Origin of the sequence: Pantoea sp. Cy-639 (genome assembly GCF_011752525.1) — a bacterium.
Taxonomy (GTDB): Bacteria; Pseudomonadota; Gammaproteobacteria; order Pseudomonadales; family Pseudomonadaceae; genus Aquipseudomonas.
The window spans coordinates 1-19,456 of sequence record NZ_VWXI01000003.1 but is presented as its reverse complement, the minus strand read 5'-3'; the positions used below and the strand labels follow the sequence as shown (position 1 = coordinate 19,456).

The 19,456-nt window shown below is 65.4% G+C and carries 15 protein-coding genes and 1 pseudogene; 11 read left to right on the top strand and 5 right to left on the bottom strand.

Annotation, left to right across the window (positions count from 1 at the left end):
- Positions 1-242: 242 nt before the first annotated feature.
- The 3 genes from F3J43_RS04495 to F3J43_RS04485 form a co-directional block, all read right to left on the bottom strand.
- Positions 243-1,070 (bottom strand): peptidoglycan DD-metalloendopeptidase family protein, encoded by an 828-nt coding sequence (locus F3J43_RS04495; RefSeq protein ID WP_166883620.1) that lies wholly within the window; start codon positions 1,068-1,070, stop codon positions 243-245.
- Positions 1,071-1,073: 3 nt separating this feature from the next.
- Positions 1,074-2,453 carry an exodeoxyribonuclease VII large subunit gene (gene xseA, locus F3J43_RS04490; RefSeq protein ID WP_166883619.1) on the bottom strand — a complete coding sequence of 460 codons (1,380 nt, stop codon included), beginning with the start codon at positions 2,451-2,453 and terminating at the stop codon, positions 1,074-1,076.
- Positions 2,454-2,533: 80 nt separating this feature from the next.
- On the bottom strand, positions 2,534-3,412 hold the full coding sequence (locus tag F3J43_RS04485) for a LysR family transcriptional regulator (RefSeq protein ID WP_166883618.1): 879 nt from the start codon (positions 3,410-3,412) through the stop codon (positions 2,534-2,536).
- Positions 3,413-3,510: 98 nt separating this feature from the next.
- On the opposite strand from F3J43_RS04485, the gene F3J43_RS04480 reads away from it, so the two are divergent.
- The 4 genes from F3J43_RS04480 (at position 3,511) to guaA (ending at position 8,190) form a co-directional block, all read left to right on the top strand.
- Positions 3,511-4,266 (top strand): sulfite exporter TauE/SafE family protein, encoded by a 756-nt coding sequence (locus tag F3J43_RS04480; RefSeq protein ID WP_166883617.1) that lies wholly within the window; start codon positions 3,511-3,513, stop codon positions 4,264-4,266.
- 50 nt (positions 4,267-4,316) lie between these two features.
- A complete protein-coding gene (locus F3J43_RS04475; RefSeq protein WP_166883616.1) occupies positions 4,317-4,868 on the top strand; it encodes a sugar ABC transporter ATPase in 552 nt (183 codons plus the stop codon).
- A 195-nt stretch (positions 4,869-5,063) separates the two neighbouring features.
- A complete protein-coding gene (gene guaB, locus F3J43_RS04470; protein ID WP_166883615.1) occupies positions 5,064-6,533 on the top strand; it encodes an IMP dehydrogenase in 1,470 nt (489 codons plus the stop codon).
- A gap of 79 nt (positions 6,534-6,612) precedes the next feature.
- Positions 6,613-8,190 carry a glutamine-hydrolyzing GMP synthase gene (gene guaA / locus F3J43_RS04465; protein ID WP_166883614.1) on the top strand — a complete coding sequence of 526 codons (1,578 nt, stop codon included), beginning with the start codon at positions 6,613-6,615 and terminating at the stop codon, positions 8,188-8,190.
- Between the two features lie 68 nt (positions 8,191-8,258).
- Here the strand turns inward: guaA and F3J43_RS04460 are convergent, their stop codons facing one another.
- Positions 8,259-8,756 carry an MFS transporter gene (locus F3J43_RS04460; protein WP_166883613.1) on the bottom strand — a complete coding sequence of 166 codons (498 nt, stop codon included), beginning with the start codon at positions 8,754-8,756 and terminating at the stop codon, positions 8,259-8,261.
- Positions 8,757-8,878: 122 nt separating this feature from the next.
- On the opposite strand from F3J43_RS04460, the gene F3J43_RS04455 reads away from it, so the two are divergent.
- From F3J43_RS04455 to tadA, 5 genes and pseudogenes are all read left to right on the top strand, one after another.
- Positions 8,879-9,466, top strand: a complete 588-nt coding sequence (locus F3J43_RS04455; RefSeq protein ID WP_166883612.1) for a TetR/AcrR family transcriptional regulator — start codon at positions 8,879-8,881, stop codon at positions 9,464-9,466.
- A 61-nt stretch (positions 9,467-9,527) separates the two neighbouring features.
- Positions 9,528-10,637: an NAD(P)/FAD-dependent oxidoreductase gene (locus tag F3J43_RS04450; RefSeq protein ID WP_166883611.1), complete on the top strand. Its 1,110-nt coding sequence runs from the start codon at positions 9,528-9,530 to the stop codon at positions 10,635-10,637.
- Between the two features lie 21 nt (positions 10,638-10,658).
- Positions 10,659-11,416 (top strand): annotated as a pseudogene (locus F3J43_RS04445) (APH(3') family aminoglycoside O-phosphotransferase).
- 115 nt (positions 11,417-11,531) lie between these two features.
- Positions 11,532-12,914 carry a multicopper oxidase family protein gene (locus F3J43_RS04440; protein ID WP_166883609.1) on the top strand — a complete coding sequence of 461 codons (1,383 nt, stop codon included), beginning with the start codon at positions 11,532-11,534 and terminating at the stop codon, positions 12,912-12,914.
- A complete protein-coding gene (gene tadA / locus F3J43_RS04435) occupies positions 12,914-13,396 on the top strand; it encodes a tRNA adenosine(34) deaminase TadA (protein WP_166883608.1) in 483 nt (160 codons plus the stop codon). Before F3J43_RS04440 ends, tadA begins: the two co-directional genes overlap by 1 nt.
- Before the next feature lie 63 nt (positions 13,397-13,459).
- Here tadA and mltF read toward each other — a convergent pair whose 3' ends face one another.
- Entirely contained in the window at positions 13,460-14,917 is a 1,458-nt protein-coding gene (gene mltF, locus F3J43_RS04430; RefSeq protein ID WP_166883607.1) for a membrane-bound lytic murein transglycosylase MltF, read from the bottom strand.
- A gap of 289 nt (positions 14,918-15,206) precedes the next feature.
- Between mltF and purL the strand changes: the two genes are divergently transcribed.
- Both purL and F3J43_RS04420 read left to right on the top strand, forming a co-directional pair.
- The gene (gene purL / locus F3J43_RS04425; protein WP_166883606.1) at positions 15,207-19,103 is read left to right on the top strand and encodes a phosphoribosylformylglycinamidine synthase; all 3,897 of its coding nucleotides are present in this window, start codon (positions 15,207-15,209) and stop codon (positions 19,101-19,103) included.
- A 3-nt stretch (positions 19,104-19,106) separates the two neighbouring features.
- Positions 19,107-19,418, top strand: coding sequence for a YqfO family protein (locus F3J43_RS04420; RefSeq protein ID WP_166883605.1), 312 nt, complete (start codon positions 19,107-19,109; stop codon positions 19,416-19,418).
- Positions 19,419-19,456 lie beyond the last annotated feature (38 nt).

Sequence of the window (19,456 nt, the reverse complement as noted above, 5' to 3'; positions counted from 1 at the left end):
CAACCCTAACCAGTGGGTTGGGGGATGGCAAGTACTGCGGAAAAATTGAGAGGAATGCTTAAAAAAGTAAGTTTCGCGAGATTTTGTGGCGGGTTTGTTTTTTTATTTGAGGTTTGCTTGCGGTCAATGTTTTCGATGCGCAAGCCGTGTGGTTGTCAGGTCCGGCTGCGTGGGCTTGGGCCAGGGGGCCGTTTCACGGCCCATCGCTGGCTTCGCCAACGCCCATGGTGGGGCGGCCTGTTTCAAGGCTGGAATGCGCCGATGAAGATCGCCGGGTCGACCCGGGCGTCGTTCAGGCTGACGTTCCAGTGCATGTGCGGCCCGGTGGCGCGTCCGGTCGAGCCGACGCGTCCCACCACCTCGCCGCGGCGCAGCACCTGGCCTGGTTGCACGTCGATCTTCGACATGTGGCAGAACATGCTGATGAAGCCTTGGCCGTGGTCGACGAACACCGTGCGGCCATTGAAGAAGTAGTCGCCGACCAGGATCACCTTGCCGTTGGCCGGGGTCTTGATCGGCGTGCCGGCGGGCACGGCGAAGTCCAGTCCGGCATGGGGGTTGCGTTCCTCGCCGTTGAAGAAGCGGCGTACGCCGAACTTGCTCGACAGCGGGCCGTTGACCGGTTTGTCGAGGATCAGGTTGCTGGGCAGCGTCGGGCTGAAGCTGCGGTAGGCCTTGATCTGCTCGGCCAGTTCGCGCTCGATGCGCTTGAGGTCCTGGGGCTCGGGGTTGACCTGGCGCTTGTTCTTCAGGGTGATGTGCTGCTCGGGGTACTTTTTGCTGCCCACGCTGAACGGCACGTTGCGTGAGCCCTGGCTCAGCACGGCGGCTCCGGGCTTCTGGGTGAGGGGGATGCCGACGATGGCCAGCCAGGTGTCCTGCTCCTTCACCACCAGCACCGGCTTGCCGTCGAAACGGGCGCTCGGGGCGCTGGCGGCTGGCCCCAGGTCGACCACCGCCACACCGCCGGGCACCGGCTTGTCGAGGATGCGGGTGATATAGCTGGCCTGGGCCGCAGTGAGCGGCAGCAGCAGGGCGAGGGCGAGCAGGGGCGCGAACAGGCGTGGCATGTGTCAGTCCAGTAGCGAGAGGGTGACCGGGGTCTGGTGGTTGTCCTCGACCCGCACCTTGAGCTCGCCTTCGTTGAGGCGTGCGGTCAGGCGCTGGCCGTTGTGGGTCTGGGTGGCGCTGCGGATGGCCTGGCCGCGTTCGTCGAGCAGGATGCTGTAGCCTCGGGCGAGGGTGGCCAGCGGGCTGACCACCTGCAGTGTCTGCAACTGGGCGTGGAAGCGCTGGCGGCGGTCCTTGAGCACCTCGCGCATGGCGCGTGGCAGGCGTTCGGCGAGGCTGTCCAGGCGTTGCTTGATCAGCGCCAGGCTACGGCCGGGGTGCTGCGCGGCCAGGCGCGTGTCGAGACGACCGAGGCGCTCGTGACGCTGGTGCATGGCGTGCATGAAGGCGCGGCGCAGGCGCATGTCCAGATCGTCCAGGCGCTGGGCCTGCTGGCGCAGGCGCTCGCCTGGATGGCGCAGGCGCCGGGCCAGGCCATCGAGGCGCAGGCGGTCGTGGGCCAGGCGGTTCTGCATGCGCAGCAGCAAGCGGCGTTGCAGGCTGTCGAGGCGCTGCTGCAAGCCGCTGCTGTCGGGGGCGAGCAGTTCGGCGGCGGCGGATGGCGTGGGCGCACGCACGTCGGCGACGAAGTCGCTGATCGACACGTCGGTTTCATGGCCGACGGCACTGACGATCGGTGTCACGCAGGCGGCCACAGCGCGGGCCACCGCTTCTTCGTTGAAGCACCAGAGGTCTTCCAGCGAGCCGCCGCCACGGGCCAGGATCAACGCGTCGAAGCCTTGGCGGTCGGCCATCTGCAAGGCGCGGACGATCTGCGCGATGGCCTCGCGGCCTTGCACGGCGGTGGGGATCAGGTTCAGCTCGACCTGTGGCGCGCGGCGGTGGAACACGCTGATGATGTCGCGGATCACCGCGCCGGTGGGCGAGGTGATGATGCCGACACGCTGCGGATGGGCCGGTAATGGCTGCTTGCGCTCGGTGCTGAACAGGCCCTCGGCGCCAAGCTTCTCCTTCAGCGCCTCGAAGGCCAGGCGCAGGGCGCCGTCACCGGCTGGCTCGACGGTGTCGAGGATCAGTTGGTAGTCACCCCGGCCCTCGAACAGCGAGACCTTGCCGCGCACCTTCACGGCCAGGCCGTCGCGCAGGGCCTGGCGCACGCGCAGGGCGTTCTGGCGGAACAGCGCGCAACGGATCTGCGCGCCGCTGTCCTTGAGGGTGAAATACAGGTGGCCGGAGGCCGGGCGGGCGAGGTTGGAAATCTCGCCTTCCACCCAGACGCTGCGGAACACGTCCTCGAGCAGCACGCGGGCGCGGCCGTTGAGCTGGCTGACGGTGAGGACCTCGCGGTCCAGGCCGAGTCGTTCGAAAGGGTCTCTGATCATGGCCGGCATCATAAAGGACATCGGTCCCGGTTGTCTGTTCCGGCCCGGCCGCTCCTATCAAGAAGGGGCGCGGCGAGATCTCAATTCATCATCGCTGCCGCAAACTGCTGTACCAGCTCCCCGGCACCGCGCCGGCAGGCCAGCGCCACGGTGCTCTGGCAGGCTTCGGCCAGCGGCACGAAGCACACCGAGGGCGGTGCGATCTCGCGCATGCTGGCTGGCAGCAGCGCCACCCCGAATCCCGCCTGGATCAACTGCAACTGGGTGGTCTTGCGCGACACCACCTGTGCCGCCTGCGGGAAGAACCCTGCGTCCATGCACAGGGATGCCGACAGATAACTCAAGCCGCCGCGCTGGCGATGCGGTATGGAGATGAAGCGCGCTTCGCGCAACTGGGCAAGCCGTACGCTGGCCGCCGTGGCCAATGGATGCCCTGTCGCCACCGCCAGCAACAAGGGCTCATCGAACAGCGCGTGCAGTTCCACGCCCTCATGCTGGCGCAGCACCGGCAGGCGCAGCAGACCGATCTCCAGGCGGCCTTCGGCAATGTCCTCCAGTTGCGCCTCCGACGATTGCTGGGCGATCTCCAGCGATACCCCGGGGTTGCTGCCAAGGTAGCCGCCGAGGCGCTCGAGCAGCTGCCCGGTCAGCGGCACGGTGCTGGAGTGATTCAGGCGCAGGCTGCCACGCACGCCCTGGCCGACCTCGCGGGCCAGGCGTTCGGCCTTGTCGAGGTCGGCCAGCAGGCGCCGGGCACGGTCGAGGAAGGCCGATCCGGCGGCGGTCAGGCGTGGCTGGCGTGCGGTGCGTTCGAACAGTGGCGTCTCGAGTCGCAGCTCCAGTTCCTTGATCTGCCGGCTCAGGGCCGATTGAGCGATGTACAGGCGTTCGGCGGCGGCACTGAAGCTGCCGCTCTCGGCGATCTCGACGAAGTAACGCAGTTGGCGGATCGAAGTCATGTCATGCCTTTTCAAGATGGCTTGTGGCGCAAAGTCATATTAGTCGGCATGGCTCCTGGCTGGCTAACCTTCGGCTGTCTTTCCAGGAAACCGCCACGATGCTCGCTCAACTGTCGTTCTCCGCCCTCGACTGGCTGCCGATCATGCTCGGTGTGGCGCTGGCCTACATCGTCTTCGGTATCGCCGGCTTCGGCACTGCACTGGTCGCCGGCCCGGTACTGATCCACTTCATGCCGCTGTCGCGGATCATCCCGCTGCTGGTGCTGCTGGACTTCGTCGCGGCCTTCGGCAACCTGTTGCCATCGCGGCGGGACGTGGTGCGCGGGGAGTTGCTGCGGCTGCTGCCGTGCATGGCCCTGGGCTGCACCCTGGGGGTGGTGTTCCTGTTGCACCTGAAGTCCGACCTGCTGTTGTTGCTGATGGGCGTGTTCGTCACCGCCTACGCGATCTACGGTCTGGCGATCAAGGTGCGGCCTGCGCACCTTTCGCGTCTGTGGGCACTGCCGATCGGGACCCTGGGTGGGCTGTTCGGCGCCCTGTTCGGCAGTGGCGGCTTTCTGTATGCGCTCTACCTCAGTGCGCGGCTGGGGTCCAAGGAACAGGCGCGGGCGACCCAGGTCGCGCTGATCAGCTGCAGCACCGTGGTGCGCCTGTCGCTGTTCCTGATCGCCGGGGTGTACGCCGACAGCAGCTTGCTGATACTGGCGGCTTGCCTGTTGCCGGTGATGTTCATCGGTTCGTGGCTTGGAAGGCGGTTGACCCTGAAACTGTCCCGCGAAGCGTTCATCCGCCTGGTCACCTGGCTGGTGCTGGCCAGCGGCCTGGCGTTGATCGGTCGCTACCTGAGCGCCTGAGCAGGCGGTAGAATTGCGCGATTACCGCAGTCCGCAGGCCCGCCTCAAGCATGAACACCCAGAGCATCATCGTCCCCAAACTGTCCACCGTGCCGGTCCACGAAGCCCGGGCCCGTGCCATCCTGCGCTGGCTGGTGCGCGAGAAGATCGTCGAGGAGCAACTGAGCACCTGCGGTCGCACCGGCAACCGCATGGGCTACGCCCTGGCCGAGGGGGCGCGCAAGATCGCCCTGCACCCCGGGAAACTGCCGTTCGGCGAGCAGGTCAATGGCCTGGAGGTGATGCTCAAGCGGTGCATCTATACCCCCACCGAAGGTTTTCTCGAGGAGGCCGGTTGCCCGGAGTGCCGGCGCGAGGTCGGCGAGCCGCTGTTCGAGAGCCTGGAGGAGTGGATGCCGGGGGTGAGCGACAACTTCACCTGCCCGCTGTGCGGCTTCGAGGATGACATCAACGGCTTCCTCTACCTGCAGCCGTGTGCCTTTTCCAACCTGGGGTTCATCTTCAACAACTGGGGCGAGGCCGGTTTCACCCAGGCCTTCCTTGCCAGTTTTGCCGACTGGCTCGACCAGCCGGTGGCGGTCGTACAGGTCAAGGTCGATTGATGAAAGGTCCTGAGCCTTGTCGCGGGGGGCCAGCCCGCTTCCACGGATATGGCCCTGGGCTTTGTGGCAGCGGGTTTGCCCCATGATGGCGCGAGTGTCGATCTTTAGACCGAAGGCCCCTTTTTTGCATTGAGCGGCGCGCCATGGATGGGTATAATGGCGCGCTTCCATTTTTCCCTCCCGGGAGCCCCCGCGATGCTGCGTATCAGCCAAGAAGCCCTGACTTTCGACGATATCCTCCTTGTACCTGGCTACTCCGAGGTACTGCCCAATGAAGTCAGTCTCAAGACCCGTTTGACTCGTGGCATCGAGCTGAACATTCCCCTGGTTTCCGCCGCCATGGATACCGTGACCGAAGCGCGTCTGGCCATCGCCATGGCCCAGGAAGGCGGTATCGGCATCATCCACAAGAACATGACCATCGAGCAGCAGGCCGGCGAAGTCCGCAAGGTCAAGAAGTTCGAGGCTGGCGTGGTCAAGGACCCGATCACCATCGAAGCCGACGCCACCGTGCGCGACCTGTTCGACCTGACCCGCCTGAACAACATTTCCGGTGTACCGGTGCTGGAGAACGGCGACCTGGTCGGTATCGTCACTTCCCGTGACGTGCGCTTCGAAACCCGCCTGGACGCCAAGGTCCGCGACGTGATGACCCCCAAAGAGCGTCTGGTCACCGTCCGCGAAGGCGCCGACAAGAACGAAGTCCGCGAGCTGCTGCACAAGCACCGCCTGGAAAAAGTCCTGATCGTCGACGACAAGTTCGCCCTCAAGGGCATGATGACCGTCAAGGACATCGAGAAGGCCAAGGCCTACCCGCTGGCCAGCAAGGACGACCAGGGCCGCCTGCGCGTCGGCGCCGCGGTCGGCACCGGCAAGGATACCGGCGAGCGCGTTGCCGCCCTGGTCGCCGCCGGCGTTGACGTGGTCGTCGTCGACACCGCCCACGGTCACTCCAAAGGCGTTATCGATCGTGTTCGCTGGGTGAAAGAGACCTACCCGCAAGTCCAGGTGATCGGCGGCAACATCGCCACCGGCGCTGCCGCCAAGGCCCTGGCCGAAGCGGGTGCCGACGCGGTCAAGGTCGGTATCGGCCCTGGCTCGATCTGCACCACCCGTATCGTCGCCGGTGTCGGCGTGCCGCAGATCAGCGCCATCGCCAATGTCGCCGAGGCGCTGGAAGGCACTGGCGTGCCACTGATCGCCGACGGTGGTATCCGCTTCTCGGGTGACCTGTCCAAGGCCATCGTCGCCGGTGCTTCCTGCGTGATGATGGGCTCGATGTTCGCCGGTACCGAAGAGGCGCCGGGTGAAGTCGAACTGTTCCAGGGCCGTTCCTACAAGGCCTACCGCGGCATGGGCTCGCTGGGTGCCATGGCGCAGGCGCAAGGCTCCTCCGACCGTTACTTCCAGGACTCCTCGGCGGGTGCCGAGAAGCTGGTACCGGAAGGTATCGAAGGCCGCGTTCCCTACAAGGGCGCCCTGGCCGCGATCATCCACCAGCTGATGGGCGGCCTGCGTTCGTCCATGGGCTACACCGGCAGCGCGACCATCGAAGAGATGCGTACCAAGCCGGAGTTCGTGCGCATCACCGGTGCCGGCATGGCCGAGTCCCACGTGCATGATGTGCAGATCACCAAAGAAGCCCCTAACTACCGCGTAGGCTGAGGCTTCCAGCAATAACCGAAAGCGGGGCTGTCACGAACAGCCCCGCGTCGTTTCCGATTTCCACTGACGAGATTGAGTCATGGCCCTCGACATTCACGCTCACCGTATCCTGATCCTCGATTTCGGTTCCCAGTACACCCAGCTGATCGCCCGCCGCGTGCGCGAGATCGGTGTGTACTGCGAACTGCACCCGTTCGACATGGCCGATGAAGCGATCCGCGAATTCAACCCGCGCGGCATCATCCTGGCCGGTGGCCCCGAGTCGGTCCACGAAGCCAACAGCCCGCGCGCGCCACAGGCCGTGTTCGACCTGAAGGTGCCGCTGCTGGGCATCTGCTACGGCATGCAGACCATGGCCGAGCAACTGGGTGGCAAGGTCGAAGGTTCCGACCTGCGCGAGTTCGGCTACGCCCGTGTCGACGTGGTCGGCAAGAGCCGCCTGCTCGATGGCATCGAAGACCACGTCGACGATGACGGCGTACTGGGCCTGGACGTGTGGATGAGCCACGGCGACAAGGTCACCCAGATGCCGGGCAACTTCCATGTGCTGGCCAGCACCCCGAGCTGCCCGATCGCCGGCATGTTCGACGATGCCCTGGGCTACTACGGCGTGCAGTTCCACCCGGAAGTGACCCACACCAAGCAGGGCGGTCGCATCCTGTCGCGCTTCGTCCAGGACATCTGTGGCTGCGAAGCCCTGTGGACTCCGTCCAACATCGTCGAAGACGCCATCGCCCAGGTGCGTGAGCAAGTCGGTTCGGCCAACGTCCTGCTGGGCCTGTCCGGTGGCGTCGACTCCTCCGTGGTTGCCGCGCTGCTGCACCGTGCCATCGGCGACCAGCTGACCTGCGTCTTCGTCGACAACGGCCTGCTGCGCCTGCACGAGGGCGACCAGGTGATGGCCATGTTCAAGGAGAACATGGGCGTCAAGGTGATCCGTGCCGACGCCGAGAAGCAGTTCCTCGACAACCTGGCCGGCGAAGCCGACCCGGAGAAGAAGCGCAAGATCATCGGTCGCACCTTCATCGACGTGTTCGATGCCGAGGCCAGCAAGCTGGACAACATCCAGTTCCTCGCCCAGGGCACCATCTACCCGGACGTGATCGAGTCGGCCGGCGCCAAGAGCGGCAAGGCCCACGTGATCAAGTCGCACCACAACGTCGGTGGCCTGCCTGAGGAAATGAACCTCAAGCTGGTCGAGCCGCTGCGTGAACTGTTCAAGGACGAAGTGCGCAAGATCGGCCTGGAGCTGGGCCTGCCGTACGACATGGTCTACCGCCACCCGTTCCCGGGCCCGGGCCTGGGCGTGCGTATCCTCGGTGAAGTGAAGAAGGAATACGCCGACATCCTGCGTCGCGCCGACCATATCTTCATCGAGGAACTGCGCAAGGCTGACTGGTACCACAAGACCAGCCAGGCATTCGTGGTGTTCCAGCCGGTCAAGTCGGTTGGCGTCGTCGGCGATGGCCGCCGCTACGCCTGGGTCGTTGCCCTGCGTGCCGTCGAGACCGTGGACTTCATGACCGCGCGTTGGGCGCACCTGCCGTACGAGCTGCTGGAAACCGTCAGCGGTCGTATCATCAACGAAATCGACGGCATCTCCCGCGTCACCTACGACGTGTCGAGCAAGCCGCCGGCCACCATCGAGTGGGAATGATCGGGTTGCCGGCCCAGGTCGGCACTTGATGCACGCAAAAGCCCGCCTTATGGCGGGCTTTTGCGCTTTCAGCAACTGGCGCCGGCCCTGATGCGCTGTCGTGCGCCAAGGGCCAGTAGCAGTGCCATCGTGAAGACCGCTGCTGCCAGCCACAGCAGTGGGGCCAGGGCGAAGCCATCGACGATGCGTCCGCCCGCCCACGAGCCCAGGGCAATACCCGTGTTGAACACGGCAATGAACAGGGCGCTGGCAACCCCCACGGCAGCCGGTGCCGCCTTGATCATCCAGCTCATCAGAACCACCGACACCCCGCCATAGGCCAGACCCCAGGCCAACAAGGCAATGCTGCCGCCGGCCGGCGTCTGGCCGATGCCGATGAACAACCGCGGCACCAGCAACAGGCCCAGCGCGATCATGCACAAGCTCATGCCCGGGCGTTTCGCCGCCATCAGCCCCACTGGCAGCATTTCCGTGGTCACCACCGAGAAGGTGGCAAGCCCTGTCGCGCCGACCGCCAGCCAGGGATGGCGGAGGGTAGACGTCGGGCCGGACGGGAAGGCGCTCATGATTCGGTCCCTTGTCACTGTGGATGGGCTTGTGGAGAATACGTGCAGTACGTATGAATGAATCATATACATACGCTTTGAATGTAAGTAATCATGCAATCCGTAGGTAAAGGAGAGGCTGGATGGTCCGACGCACCCGCGCCGAGATGGAAGAAACCCGAGCCACGCTGCTGTCGACGGCGCGCCAGGTGTTCAGTGAGCATGGTTATGCCGGTACCTCGATGGACGACCTGACTGCCCGCGCGGGGCTGACCCGGGGGGCGCTCTACCATCATTTCGGCGACAAGCAAGGCTTGCTGGCGGCAGTGGTGGAACAGATCGATGGCGAGTTGGACCTGCGCCTGAACCGCATCACCGACAGCACCGATGATGTCTGGGACGGTTTCCGGCGTCGTTGCCGGGCCTACCTGGAGATGGCGCTGGAACCGGATATCCAGCGCATCGTGCTGCGCGATGCGCGTGCGGTGCTCGGTGGAGCCTCGCAGGCGTCGCACCTGCACTGCCTGGCGACGATGCAGCGCGTGGTTCAGCGCTTGGTCGAGGAGGGTGTCATGGTCCAGGCCGAGCCGCAGGCGTTGACGGCGTTGATCTATGGCAGCCTGGCCGAAGCCGCGGTATGGATCGCCGCGGGGGAGGATGGCGATGCACGGTTGGCGCAGGGCCTGCAAGCGCTGGACCTGATGCTGAACGGGTTGCTGGCCGCCAACTGAGCGTGACTGCCTGGGGCCTGGGCGCGTGTCTGGGCTCTCCAGGGGTACGACTTCGCTACGATTGTTCACAGATGCCCTTGCCATTTTTGCGCACACTGCGATTTTGGCGGGCATGCAAGGACATTTGGCGATGGCGGGCAACTCTCTTCATGTAGTGGTGGTGGGCGCGGGCGTGCTCGGCGCTTCCACCGCTTGGCATCTCGCCCGCCAAGGGGCCAGGGTCACCGTGCTCGAACGCGAAGCTGGCCTGGCTCAGGGCGTCACTGGCCATTCCTATGGCTGGGTCGGTACGGCCAGCCGGCTGCCGTCGGCAGACCCCGAACGTTTTTCACTGGAGCAGCAGGCATTGGCCGAGTACGCCCGTCTGGGGCGAACCCTTGGGCCGCTACCCGTGGCGGCGCAGGGGGCCTTGGTCTGGCTCGACAGTGAGCAGGAAACCCTGGCCTTGCTTGCCGAACAGCAGGCCGCTGGTGTGAGGATGTGCGCTGTGGCGCGTGAACGGATCGGTGAGCTGGAGCCAGCGTTGGTCCGGGCGCCGGAACTGGCGCTCTGGGCACCCGATGAGTTCGCGCTGGAGCCGGATCTGCTGGCTCGCCAACTGCTAGCCGCAGCCCAGGCGCATGGCGCGCGGCTTGTCGTCGACTGCGAGGTGCAGGCGTTGAGCCTGCGTGGGGCGCGTATCTGTGGGGTGCGTACGGCGGAGGCTGTCATCACGGCTGACGTGGTGGTGCTGGCCAACGCGATAGGGGCCGGGAAACTGAGTGCTGCGCTGGACATGCGGCTGCCTGTGTTCGAGGATCCGGCCGTACTGCTGCGCTTCGATGCCAGGCCGGTGCCGTTGCGCCATCTGCTTTACGGCCAGTCGCTGGAGTTGCGTCCCGGATTGGGCGCAGGGCTGGTATCAGCTGCCGATTTTCCCGGGCAGGATCGGCTGCAGGCACTGGGGCAGGCTTGCCTGGATGAGATCCGCCGACTGCTGCACCCGAGCCTTGAACTGTCTTTGCGTTCGTTGCATGCGGTGTCTCGTCCCAAGACTGTCGACGGCTTGCCGCTGCGGCGCTTCCTGCCTGGGGTCGAGGGGCTGTACGTCAATGTCGCCCATCCAGGCGTCATTCTGGCGCCGCTGCTGGGACGCCTGGCCAGCGAGGAGATTCTGGGGGCGTACCGATGATCAGCGAGTACGACCTGCCCAATGGCTGGCGCGAGGCCCATGGCATCCTCGCGCTGGAGGCCCAGGCCCTTGGCCAGTCGGGCGCAACCGTGCTGCGCGCGCGTCGAGAGGCTGGAGCGGATCTGTTCGTGAAAGCCGAGCCAGTGACGACGCTGGCCGAGCTTCCGGGGGAAGTCTGCCGCCTGCGCTGGATGGCAGGCCAGGGCCAGTTGGTGCCGCAGGTCATCGATGCCCTCACCGAACAGGGCTGGCACTGGCTGCTGATGAGCGCCGTGCCAGGGCGCTGCCTGGACGAGACAGTGACGCATGCGCCACGGGTCACGATGGTGCTGATGGCCGAAGCGCTGCGTCAGCTCCACCGCTTGCCGATCGCCCAGTGTCCGTTCGATCACGCGCTGGCGGCGCGGGTGCGGCTGGCGCAGGCGCGGATGCAGGAGGGCCTGGTCGACGAGGGCGATTTCGATTCGCTGCGCCTGGGCCGCAGTGCCGCCGATGTGTTCGCCGAACTGCTCGCGGCGCGGCCAGCGAACGAGGACCGGGTGGTCACCCACGGCGATGCCTGCCTGGCGAACCTGATGGCCGAGAACGGGCGCTTCAGCGGCTTCATCGACTGCGGTCGTCTGGGGATCGCCGACCGTTGGCAGGACCTGGCCCTGGCCACCCGCGACATTGCGGCCGACCTGGGCGAGCAATGGGTGTCGCCATTCCTGGCGGCCTACGGCATTCAGGACGACCCACGCAAGACCCGGTTCTATCGGTTGCTGGACGAGTTCTTCTGAGGCGCCCCTGCGGCAAGACTTCACTTAATATTTCTCAATTGCAGGTGTATCGTATTCGCCCTTCATCGCCAGCCCCGCTGGCAGGCTGATTGCGCAACGCGAGGTTTCTGCACCGATGTCCTTCTCCCGTCGACAAATGCTCAAGGGCCTCACCGGCCTGGTTGTGGTAGGCCTGGGCGCCGGAGGCGCGGCGCGTTACTGGCTGGGCAAGGTCGAGGACGACAACGCCGGGCACGACTATGAACTGATCGCCGCGCCACTGGATGTCGAACTGGTGCCGGGCTTCAAGACCGAGGCCTGGGCCTTCGGCCCGTCGGCGCCAGGCACTGAGTTGCGGGTGCGCCAGGGGACCTGGCTGCGGGTGCGCTTCATCAACCACCTGCCGGTCGAGACCACCATTCACTGGCACGGCATCCGTCTGCCGCTGGAAATGGACGGCGTGCCCTATGTGTCGCAGTTACCGGTCAAGCCCGGCGAGTACTTCGACTACAAGTTCCGCGTGCCGGACGCCGGTAGCTATTGGTACCACCCGCACGTCAGCAGCTCCGAGGAGCTGGGGCGCGGCCTGGTCGGCCCGCTGATCGTCGAGGAGCGCGAACCGACCGGTTTTCGCCACGAACGCACCCTCAGCCTGAAGAACTGGCACGTGGACGAGGAGGGGGCCTGGCTGCCCTTCAGCATCCCGCGCGAGGCCGCGCGCAACGGCACGGCTGGGCGGCTGATCACCATCAACGGCCAGGCCGACTCGGTCACCGAGCTGCCGGCCGGCCAGGTGGTGCGGGTGCGCCTGCTGAACCTGGACAATACCTGGACCTATCGCCTCAACCTCAAGGGCAACTGCGAGGCGATGATCTATGCGCTGGACGGCAACCCGGTGACGCCACGGCCGCTGGACGATGAATACTGGCTCGGCCCGGGCATGCGTATCTGCCTGGCCATCCGTATTCCCCAGGCCGGCGAAGAGGTTTCCCTGCGCGATGGCTTCGTGCGCCTGGGCACCCTGCGTTCGGTCACCAGCAGCGAGGCCCCGGGCGACTGGCCCAAGGCCCTGCCGGCCAACCCCATTGCCGAGCCCGACCTGGAAAAGGCCGAGAAGCTCAACTTCAATTTCGAATGGGTCGGCAAGGTCTCGGTGGACGCCGACAATGGCAAGCCGCCCAGCCTGTGGCAGATCAACGGGCAGGCCTGGGACATCACCGACAAGACCTGCGCCGACCGGCCGATCGCCACCTTGAAGAAGGGCAACAGCTACATCTTCGAGTTGAAGAACATGACCCAGTACCAGCACCCGGTCCACCTGCATGGCATGAGTTTCAAGGTGATCGGCTCCAATCGCCGCAAGATCGCCGAACCGTACTTCACCGATACCTACCTGCTGGGCAAGAACGAACGTGCCCAGGTGGCGCTGGTGGCCGACAACCCCGGCACCTGGATGTTCCACTGCCACGTCATCGACCACATGGAAACCGGCCTGATGGCCGCGATCGCGGTGGTCTGATGCGTGCGCAGATCATCGATCGCAGCCGCGACCAGGAATTCATGCGCCTGGCCCTGGACCTGGCCGCCGAAGGCGCGGCCATGGGCGAGGTGCCGGTGGGCGCGGTGCTGGTGCAGCATGGCCAGGTGATCGGCCAGGGTTTCAACCGGCCGATCATCGACAGCGACCCCAGCGCCCATGCCGAGATGGTGGCGATTCGCGCGGCAGCCCGCTCTGCCTGCAACTACCGGCTACCGGGCAGCACCCTGTACGTGACCCTGGAGCCGTGCAGCATGTGCGCCGGGTTGATCGTTCATTCGCGGGTGGCGCGGGTGGTGTTCGGGGCGCTGGAACCCAAGGCCGGCATCGTGCAGAGCCAGGGGCAGTTCTTCATGCAGGGCTTTCTCAATCATCGGGTGATGGTCGAGGGAGGGGTGCTGGCAGAGGAGTGTGGGGCGATCCTGAGCGAATTTTTCAAGGCGCGGCGGGCGAAAGCGCAATGATCGATCGCTGGGCAAGCCCGCGCCCACGAGTATCTGTGGGAGCGGGCTTGCCCAGCGATGGCATCACATCGGCGCTGCCTGCTCCGCCGGTTTGTCCTTGTTGACCCCCGGCACCTGCAGGTTGCCGGTCGGTGTCTGGCCCTCGAGCTGCGGCTGCGTGACCCAGGTGAGGATGTCGTAGTAGCGGCGGATGTTGGCCACGAAGTGCACCGGCTCGCCGCCACGGGCATAGCCGTACTTGGTCTTGCTGTACCACTGCTTCTGCGACAGGCGCGGCAGCATCTTCTTCACGTCCAGCCACTTGTTGGGGTTCAGGCCCTCGCGCTTGGCCAGGGTGCGGGCGTCTTCCAGATGGCCGCTGCCGACGTTGTAGCCGGCCAGGGCGAACCAGGTGCGGTCCGGCTCCTTGATGCTGTCGTCGAGCTGATCCTTGACCACCATGAAATACTTGGCGCCGCCCATGATGCTCTGGCGCGGGTCGAGCCGGTTGGACACGCCCATGGCCTGGGCGGTGCGCTGGGTCAGCATCATCAGGCCGCGCACGCCGGTCTTGGAGGTGACTTCCGGTTGCCACATCGATTCCTGGTAGCCGATCGCCGCCAGCAGGCGCCAGTCGACCTTCTCGGTCTTGGCGGTGGTCTTGAAGTGCTTCTCGTATTTGGGCAGGCGCTGCTGCAGGTGCTGGGCGAAGGTGTAGGCGCCGACATAGCCGAGCACGTCGACATGCCCATAGTAGCGGTCCTTCAGGCGCTGCAGGGTGCCGTTCTTCTGCGCCTTGTCGAGGAATTCGTTGACCTCGTTGAGCAGGCTGTTGTCCTCGCCGGCGGCCACCGCCCAGCGCTGGTCACGATTGTCACCGAGGTCGAAGGCGACCCGCACGTTGGGGAAGTAGACCTGGTTCATCGCCAGTTCGTTGGAGTCGACCAGGGTCAGGTCGATCTGGCCTTCGTCGACCATGCGCAGCAGGTCGACTACTTCAACGGCGTCGGACTCTTCGTATTCGAGCTTCGGATACTGCTTTTTCAGCTCGGCGAGCTGGTCGGCGTGGCTGCTGCCCTTGAGCACCATGATCTTCTTGCCGACCAGGTCCTTGGCGTCGGTGGGGCGCGAGCGGCCGTTACGGTAGATGACCTGGGGAGTGACCTGCAGGTACGGGTGGGAGAACTTCGCCTGGCTGGTACGGCGTTCGCTGCTGACCAGACCGGCGGCAGCCAGTACCGGGCCGGAGGGCTTGCCCAACTGTGTGAAAAGGTCGTCGAGGTTGTCGGCGGTCTCGATCTCCAGCTTCACGCCCAGGTCATCGGCAAAGCGCTTGACCAGTTCGTATTCGAAGCCGGTTTCGCCGTTGCGGTCCTGGAAATAGGTGGCCGGGCTGTTGCGGGTGATCACGCGCAGCACGCCATCCTCCTTGACGCGCTCCAGTGTGCTGGGTTTTTCAACGCAGGCACCGAGCAGCAGGAAGAGACCGGTTGCGAAGAGCCATCTGGCGCAACGCTGGCGCAAAGCAGTGTGGGCGGACATAGCGTGCAGTATACGCAAAGGACCGGTCCCGCCATATCTCGACAATAGGTGGGTTGTCTGGTAGCTGCGGCGAGCTGCAAGCCTGGAGCCTTGAGTTGCAAGCAAAATCAGCAGGGAAGCGACGGGCTTTTACTGGCAGCTTGAAGCGTGCGGCAGGCAACTGTTTTTTTGACTCGCGGGTCCGGTTCCACCGCCCGGCAGCACTGGCGTAGAGCGGGTGCCGCAAGCCATCGAATTAGGCTAGAATGCACGGCCTCTAAGCACACCCCTTCTTGAGGCTGTCCCGACGATGTTGATCCTGCGCGGCGCTCCTGCCCTTTCTGCCTTTCGCCACGGTAAATTACTCGAGCAACTGAGCCAGAAAGTCCCCGCTGTTACTGGTTTGTATGCCGAATTCGCCCATTTCGCCGACGTCGACGGCGAGCTGACCGCCGACCAGCAGCAGGTGCTGGGCCGTCTGCTCAAGTACGGCCCGAGCGTTCCGGTGCAGGAGCCGACCGGCCGCCTGTTCCTGGTGGTGCCACGCCTGGGCACCATCTCGCCCTGGGCATCCAAGGCCAGCGACATCGCCCACAACTGCGGCCTGCAGTCGATCCAGCGCCTGGAGCGCGGTATCGCCTACTACGTCGCCGGCAGCCTCAGCGACGCCGATGCTCAAGTGATCGCCGCCGAGCTGCACGATCGCATGACTCAGCGCGTGCTGGCCCGCCTGGAAGACGCCGCCGACCTGTTCAGCCACGCCCAGCCCAAGCCGATGACTTCGGTCGACGTGCTCGGCGGTGGCCGTGCCGCCCTGGCCCAGGCCAACATCGACCTGGGCCTGGCCCTGGCCGAGGATGAGATCGACTACCTGGTCGCCGCCTTCCAGGGGCTCAAGCGCAACCCGAACGACATCGAGCTGATGATGTTCGCCCAGGCCAACTCCGAGCACTGCCGCCACAAGATCTTCAACGCCAGCTGGGACATCGACGGCCAGGCGCAGGAGAAGAGCCTGTTCGGCATGATCAAGAACACCTACCAGATGCACAGCGATGGCGTGCTGTCGGCCTACAAGGACAACGCCTCGGTGATCGTCGGCAGCGTCGCCGGCCGCTTCTTCCCGAACCCTGAGACCCGCCAGTACGGCGCGGTGCAGGAGCCGGTGCACATCCTGATGAAGGTCGAGACGCACAACCACCCGACCGCCATCGCCCCGTTCTCCGGCGCCTCCACCGGCTCCGGCGGCGAGATCCGCGACGAAGGCGCCACCGGTCGCGGGGCCAAGCCCAAGGCCGGCCTGACCGGCTTCACCGTATCCAACCTGCGCATCCCGGGCTTCGAACAGCCATGGGAGCAGGCCTACGGCAAGCCCGAGCGTATCGTCGATGCCCTCGACATCATGATCGAAGGCCCGCTGGGTGGCGCCGCGTTCAACAACGAATTCGGCCGTCCGGCGCTGACCGGCTACTTCCGTACCTTCGAACAAAGCATCAACACCCCCCACGGCGAAGAAGTGCGCGGCTACCACAAGCCGATCATGCTCGCCGGCGGCATGGGCAACATCCGTGAAGACCACGTGCAGAAGGGCGAGATCACTGTCGGCGCCAAGCTGATCGTGCTCGGCGGCCCGGCCATGCTGATCGGCCTGGGCGGCGGCGCCGCCTCGTCGGTGGCCACCGGTGCCAGTTCCGCCGACCTCGACTTCGCCTCGGTACAGCGTGAAAACCCCGAGATGGAGCGCCGTTGCCAGGAAGTCATCGACCGCTGCTGGCAGCTGGGTGACGCCAACCCGATCGCCTTCATCCACGATGTCGGTGCCGGTGGTATCTCCAACGCCTTCCCCGAGCTGGTCAACGACGGTGGCCGCGGTGGCCGCTTCGAGCTGCGCAACGTGCCCAACGACGAGCCGGGCATGGCCCCGCACGAGATCTGGTCCAACGAATCCCAGGAGCGCTACGTGCTGGCCGTCAGCGCCAAGGACTTCGAGCGTTTCCAGGCTATCTGCGAACGTGAGCGCTGCCCGTTCGCCGTGGTTGGCGAGGCCACCGAAGAGAAGCACCTGACCGTCACCGACAGCCACTTCGACAACACCCCGGTGGACATGCCGCTCGATGTGCTGCTGGGCAAGCCGCCGCGCATGCACCGTTCGGTCACCCGCGAAGCCGAGCTGGGCGATGACTTCGACCCGAGCCAGATCGACCTGGACCAGGCCGTGCAGCGCGTGCTGAACCACCCGGCGGTGGCCAGCAAGAGCTTCCTGATCACCATCGGCGACCGCACCATCACCGGCCTGGTCGCCCGCGACCAGATGGTCGGCCCGTGGCAGGTCCCGGTCGCCGACTGCGCCGTCACCGCCACCAGCTTCGATGTCTACACCGGCGAAGCCATGGCCATGGGCGAGCGTACCCCGCTGGCCCTGCTCGACGCCCCGGCCTCCGGGCGCATGGCGATCGGCGAGACCATCACCAACCTGGCCGCCTCGCGCATCGCCAAGCTGTCCGACATCAAGCTGTCGGCCAACTGGATGTCCGCTGCCGGTCACCCGGGTGAAGATGCGCGCCTGTACGACACCGTCAAGGCCGTCGGCATGGAGCTGTGTCCTGAGCTGGGCATCACCATTCCGGTCGGCAAGGACTCGATGTCGATGAAGACCCAGTGGCGCGAAGAGGGCGTCGACAAGAGCGTCACCTCGCCCCTGTCGCTGATCATCACCGGCTTCGCCCCGGTCACCGACATCCGCCAGACCCTGACCCCGCAGCTGCGTCTGGACAAGGGTGAGACCGACCTGGTCCTGATCGACCTGGGCCGTGGCAAGAACCGCATGGGCGCCTCGATCCTGGCCCAGACCTACGGCAAGATCGCCGCCCAGGCACCGGACCTCGACGATGCCGAAGACCTCAAGGCGTTCTTCGCCGTGATCCAGGGCCTGAATGCCGATGGTCACCTGCTGGCCTACCACGACCGTTCCGACGGCGGCCTGCTGACCACCGTGCTGGAAATGGCCTTCGCCGGCCACTGCGGTCTCGACCTGCAGCTCGATCCGCTGACCGACAGCCGCGCCGAAGTGCCGGCGATCCTGTTCAACGAAGAGCTCGGCGCGGTGATCCAGGTACGTCAGGATGCCACCCCGGACGTGCTCGCCCAGTTCAGTGCCGCAGGTCTGGAAGACTGCGTCGCGGTGATCGGCAAGCCGATCAACAACGGTGAAGTGGCCATCAGCCTCAACGGTGAAGTGCTGTTCGACGACGACCGTCGCATGCTGCAGCGCCAGTGGGCCGAGACCAGCTATCAGGTCCAGCGCCTGCGTGACAACGCCGACTGCGCCGACCAGGAATTCGACCTGCTGCTCGAGGAAGAGAACCCGGGCCTGTCGGTCAAGCTGGGCTATGACGTCAACCAAGACATTGCCGCGCCATACATCAAGAAAGGCGTGCGCCCACAAGTGGCGATCCTGCGCGAGCAGGGCGTCAATGGCCAGGTCGAGATGGCTGCGGCCTTCGACCGTGCCGGCTTCGCCGCCGTCGACGTGCACATGAGCGACATCCTCTCGGGTCGTGTCGACTTCGAAGCGTTCAAGGGCCTGGTTGCCTGCGGCGGCTTCTCCTATGGCGACGTGCTCGGTGCTGGCGAAGGCTGGGCCAAGTCGGCGCTGTTCAACGCCCGCGCCCGCGATGCCTTCCAGGCCTTCTTCGAGCGTACCGACAGCTTCGCCCTGGGCGTGTGCAACGGTTGCCAGATGATGTCCAACCTGCACGAGCTGATCCCGGGCTCCGAATACTGGCCGCACTTCGTGCGCAACCGTTCGGAGCAGTTCGAGGCGCGTGTGGCCATGGTCGAGGTACAGAAGTCCAACTCGATCTTCCTGCAGGGCATGGCCGGTTCGCGCATGCCGATCGCCATCGCCCACGGTGAAGGCCATGCCGAATTCGCCAGCGAAGAAGCGCTGCTTGAGGCAGATCTGTCCGGTTGCGTGGCCCTGCGCTACGTCGACAACCACGGCAAGGTCACCGAGGCCTATCCGGCCAACCCGAACGGCTCGCCGCGCGGGATCACTGGCCTGACCAGCCGCGATGGCCGCGTGACCATCATGATGCCGCACCCAGAGCGCATGTTCCGTGCCGTGCAGAATTCCTGGCGCCCGGACGAGTGGCAGGAAGACGCGGCGCTGATGCGCATGTTCCGCAACGCACGGGTGTGGGTGAACTAAGGCGTGTACAAGCTCGCCTTCTTCGTCCCCGACAGCCATGTCGAAGTGGTCAAGGCCGCTGTGTTTGCCGCTGGTGGCGGGCGCATCGGCGACTATGACCACTGCGCCTGGCAGACCCTCGGCCAAGGCCAGTTCCGCCCGTTGGATGGCAGCCAGCCGTTCCTCGGGCAGACTGGCCAGGTCGAGGTGGTCGAGGAGTGGAAGGTAGAGTTGGTGGTGGCGGATGACCTGATCGCTCAGGTCGTTGCCGCGCTCAAGCACAGCCATCCCTATGAAACACCGGCCTACGAGGTCTGGCAGTTGCTGGACATTTGAAAGGCGCGGATTCAGTTGCACGAGAAAGGTGGGCAGAT